The sequence below is a fragment of the Rhodopseudomonas sp. BR0C11 genome (assembly GCF_010820945.1).
Taxonomy (GTDB): domain Bacteria; phylum Pseudomonadota; class Alphaproteobacteria; order Rhizobiales; family Xanthobacteraceae; genus Rhodopseudomonas; species Rhodopseudomonas palustris_H.
On sequence record NZ_QTKI01000542.1, the window covers coordinates 1 to 2,656 of the forward strand.

At 65.2% G+C, this 2,656-nt stretch carries 3 protein-coding genes and 1 pseudogene; all 4 read right to left on the minus strand.

Translation table 11 applies throughout. The features are described from left to right. Window positions 1–188 (minus strand): annotated as a pseudogene (locus DYI24_RS28150) (hypothetical protein); the annotation flags it as partial. Beyond that, the gene (locus DYI24_RS24805) at window positions 181–1,482 is read right to left on the minus strand and encodes a hypothetical protein (RefSeq protein ID WP_164574218.1); all 1,302 of its coding nucleotides are present in this window, start codon (window positions 1,480–1,482) and stop codon (window positions 181–183) included. The pseudogene DYI24_RS28150 and the gene DYI24_RS24805, both read right to left, overlap by 8 nt. 37 nt (window positions 1,483–1,519) lie before the next feature. Continuing rightward, window positions 1,520–2,137, minus strand: coding sequence for a hypothetical protein (locus DYI24_RS24810; RefSeq protein WP_164574219.1), 618 nt, complete (start codon window positions 2,135–2,137; stop codon window positions 1,520–1,522). Window positions 2,138–2,145: 8 nt separating this feature from the next. Then, on the minus strand, window positions 2,146–2,656 hold a 511-nt coding region (locus tag DYI24_RS24815; RefSeq protein WP_205523678.1), incomplete at its 5' end, for a baseplate J/gp47 family protein.

Below are 2,656 nucleotides of genomic sequence, written 5' to 3' on the forward strand. Positions count from 1 at the left end.
TCGAGCGGCGCCCGATCAGTCTGCAGCCCGTTCGCATCCGACGGCCACCGGGTCGGGCGTCTCCCCTCGGCGACAAATGCCGCGAAGTCGGCATCCTGCTCAGTCGTCACATCCTGCGCCGCAGACGAGTACACACGGCCGTCATCCGCCAGCCAGAACCAGCGCATCGGGAAAAGCGGATCAGGCATATTGTCCCCCCATCAAAGTGCGACCAGCGACCGACCCCGGGAAATAGTTTGCGCCGCTGCCGAGCGTCTCGATCACACCGTTCAGCGTTGCGGTGTACTTGTAGCCGGTGAAATTGCCGGGATTGACGAAGGTGCAGTAAGGTGCGGAGACATACCCTCCGTCGGCCGCCTGCACGAATTCGGTGCCGGTGATCGCCGCGCTCAGGGTGATCGTAGCGCCATCCAGCACGATCGTTCCCTGCGCCTGTGCGAAGATGCAGCGCGATGACGCGCCAGAAAACTTGATACTGCTGTTGACGGTGATGACGCCGGCATAGATGGCGTTCAACCCCGCCCCGCCATCCGCGATATCGACGTCGGTTGCGATATAGACCTGGGCCCCCTGCTGGGCACGAAGCACAGCGAACGAACCGCCACTGCTCCGCAGCTTGCAACCCTGCACGGTGACGGTGTTCAGTCCCGTTACCACCAGAGCGCACGATGACGCCCCGCCGTTGATTACGGTCGAAGTGCTTCCAGCGCCCGCAATGATCAGCGTCGGGATCGGGTAGTAGGGGGTCGAAGCCCCAGCGTAGTTCGTTCCCCATGCGGCGATGCTGATCGTGACCGCATACGGTCCCTGCGCATAGATCGCCGCCACGTTGATCGCCTTCTGGACCGTCGCGAAAGGGCCTGCGGTGCCGGAGACCGTGTTCGATGATCCGTCGTAGGCCGTATCGGAACCGGTCGCGCCATTGACGTAGAGCGTCAACGCGCCGGTCAGCCGCTTCTGGGTGTTGGCGAGAGCGCCGACGAGCTGGAATTTCGTGCCATCATAGTGCAATTGAACGGTCGCACCTGCTGGCAGATCGCCAGGCCCGAGCGCGCTGCCATCCAGCTTGACGACCTGCTTCGCGCCGAGGCCATTGACGTTGATCGTGCACGCACCCGTCACCGCGTTGGAAATCTTCACGCGGATCGGCATGCCTTCCTTGTACTCGACACAGGCCGGGGCCAGGGTGACGACCCATGCGTTGGCCGACCCGGTGTCCACCGCATAGCTCGGCTGACCGCGCTGGATCAGATGCTGCACGGCCTTGGTGAGCAGCGCATCATCGGTGCCGACTTCCGGGACGATCTTGATCGATGAGTCCGCCGATGTCGCACCATTGACGCGAGCCAGCGACCGAAGCGCGGCGATCATGCCGTTGAGGAAAGCGGCCTGCATCTCGGTGCCGTCTTCCGCCGTCGGCTCCGAGCAATCCTTGAACCAGGTGTCGAAGACGTCGAACGTCCGCGTCTCGGTCGGCCGCACCGTGACGGCAAGATCGGCCGATGCGGGCCCGAAAATATCAGCCATTGGTCACCTCGTAGATGATCTCGATTTCAGCGTGGACGATGCGCGCGAGTAGGCATTTGAGCGGGCCGATATCCGGCGGGCATCCGAGCCGCCAACCTGGCCTGAAGCGGCCGGCACGGGGCACCTGCGATCCGGGGCCCGCATAGGCCGGGCTCGCCGCAAGATCGACGATGATCTTCAAGAGCCCGCTGATCCGTCGGCCCGGCTGCGCCGCGCCGGCGCGGGCGCATCCGGCACGCGCTCCGCATCCTTTCATCTCGATGCAGGCGATCGACCATCCGGCCCGCGCGGCGATCGCCGCATAGTATTCACAGCGGGTGCCGCCGATCGCGGCGACCTTGATGCACAGATCCGGAAACGGATCGCAGGCATCCGGAAGGCCGTATTCGACCATCCATTGATCGTGCGTCTCGCTATGGGTCGCGCACCAGAATTCGGAGCGTAGATCGCAGGCCCGCTTCGCCACGAAGGCAAACACCTCGGCGGCAGCCAGCCAGAATTGGCCGAACGTCGTCGCTTGCGACGGGCCGCCCTCATGAGTCTGCCATGCGCGTCCGCGCGGCAATGCGACCCTGTCGAACAGGTCGTCTTTCGTCGCACAACGAAACATCGCCGCTCTCAGCTTGCGGAAGAGAATGTGACAGTGCCGAGTGTCGCGATCTCACCCGTCACAAGGGAGATGTCCGCATCCGGTGCGGCCAGCACATGGCGATCCTCTCCCGTGGCATTGGCAATCGCCTGCCAAAGCCAGGACCGCGAGAACGTCGCCGGCGTGGCCAGGAACGGCATTGCCGGGTGCACATCAGCGATGCCGGCGACACGCGAGCGCCGCAGGAAGGCGTCGCGCAGCTCGGCCAGCACCGCTTCGCGCACCGCCGTCCTGTCCGGCGTCAGGCCGCTGACGGTGATGTTGACCACCCGGGCCGCCGCCGCCTGCACCGCTAGCCGAACGCCGGCCGGCATTACTGCCTCGATCGCCAGACGCACTCGCGCGATGTCGGCCGCCTGCGGGATGCCGTCGGCATAGAGCCCGTCCATGATCGGCCACACCCGCACCGTGCCAGGCCCCGCGTAGCGCGGCTCGACATACACCCGGGTGACGCCGGAGACCGCGCTCGCCCAGATCACG